Genomic DNA, 1,350 nt, shown 5'->3' with positions numbered 1-1,350 from the left:
CGGGTCTCCTCGACGGTGGACACCATGGGCGCCATGACCCACAGGTCGGCGGGGCCCGCCGCGGACGTGCGGGTCTCGGCATCCGCCTCGGCGAGGGCGGTGAGCTGCTCACGCAGGATGTCCTCGCTCGCGCGGAGGGCGCGCAGGCCCCGGAGACCCAGCGCGGGGTTCTCCTCGTGCGCGTCGTTGAGGAAGGGAAGCGGCTTGTCGGCGCCAGCGTCGAGCACGCGCACGACCACCTTCTTGCCGGGGAAGGCGCTGAGCAGCTCGACGTACGCGGCGCGCTGCTCCTCGACGGTGGGAGCGGAGCTGGAGCTGAGGAACAGGAACTCGGTGCGGAAGAGGCCGACGCCCTCGGCGCCGAGCTCGACGGCCTCGGCGGCACCGCCGGGCTTGCCGAGGTTCGCGAGCAGCGGGACCTTCGTGCCGTCGGACAGCGCGCCGTCCGTGATCGGGGCGGAGGCCGCGGCGGCGCGAGCGTCGGCCCGGTTCTTCGCCCGCTCCAGGTCGTCGGCGCTGGGGTCGACCGTGACGACGCCGGCGGCGGCATCCACGATCACCGTCTGACCGTCGACGAGGTCCTTCGCGCCGCTCGCGCCGACGACGGCGACGATCGACTTCTCTCGGGCGAGGATCGCGGTGTGCGACGTGGGCCCGCCCTCGGTCGTGACGAGCGCGAGCACCTTGTCGAGGTCGAGGAGCGCCGTGTCGGCGGGGGCGAGGTCCTTCGCGACGAGCACGAACGGGTGGCCCGGATCCGGGATGCCGGGGGCCGCGACCCCGCGGAGGCGCGCGATGACCCGCTGGGCGACGTCGTCGAGGTCGGCGGCGCGCTCGCCGAGGTAGCCGCCGAGCGCGACGAGCTGCTCCCGGAAGGAGGCGAAGGCGTCGTGGACGGCGAACTCGCCGTTCTTGCCCGCGGCCAGGCGCGTGTCGACCTCGGCTTCGAGGGTCGGGTCCTCCGCGATCATCGCCTGCGCTTCCAGCACGTCACGGGCGGCGCCGCCGGCCTGCGCGCCCCGCGCCTCCAGCTCGCGTGCGACGGCGGCCACGGCCTCGCGCACGCGGGCCGTCTCCTCCTCGACCGAGCGATCGCTGGGGGTGTCCTTCGGGGCGGGAAGGGGCTCCGCCATGCGCGCGATGGGTCCCTGGGCGACGCCCAGTCCGATACCGACTCCGCGAAGTTCCGTCATGTTCCTGGTGTTCCTTTACTCGGCGTCGTGGTCGGTGGTCAGCAGCTCGGCGAGGCGCTCGAGCGTCGCCTCGGCGGTGTCGCCGTCGGCCGTGAGAGTGACGTAGTCGCCCTGCTCGAGGCCGAGGGCGATGATCCCCAGGATGCTGGCGGCGTTG

The 1,350-nt window shown here is 73.9% G+C and carries 2 protein-coding genes; both read right to left on the bottom strand.

The window, feature by feature from the left end; all coding sequences use genetic code 11:
* The coding region (locus tag AVW09_RS15990; protein ID WP_082823039.1) for a putative PEP-binding protein at nucleotides 1-1,193 on the bottom strand (1,193 nt) is incomplete at its 3' end.
* 15 nt (nucleotides 1,194-1,208) lie between these two features.
* A partial coding sequence (locus tag AVW09_RS15985) for an HPr family phosphocarrier protein (RefSeq protein ID WP_197462673.1) occupies nucleotides 1,209-1,350 on the bottom strand: 142 nt, incomplete at its 5' end.

Origin of the sequence: Microbacterium sp. T32, assembly GCF_001619615.1 — a bacterium.
GTDB lineage: Bacteria > Actinomycetota > Actinomycetes > Actinomycetales > Microbacteriaceae > Microbacterium.
The sequence above is the reverse complement of the archived record's forward strand: the minus strand, read 5'-3'. Positions and strand labels throughout refer to the sequence as shown.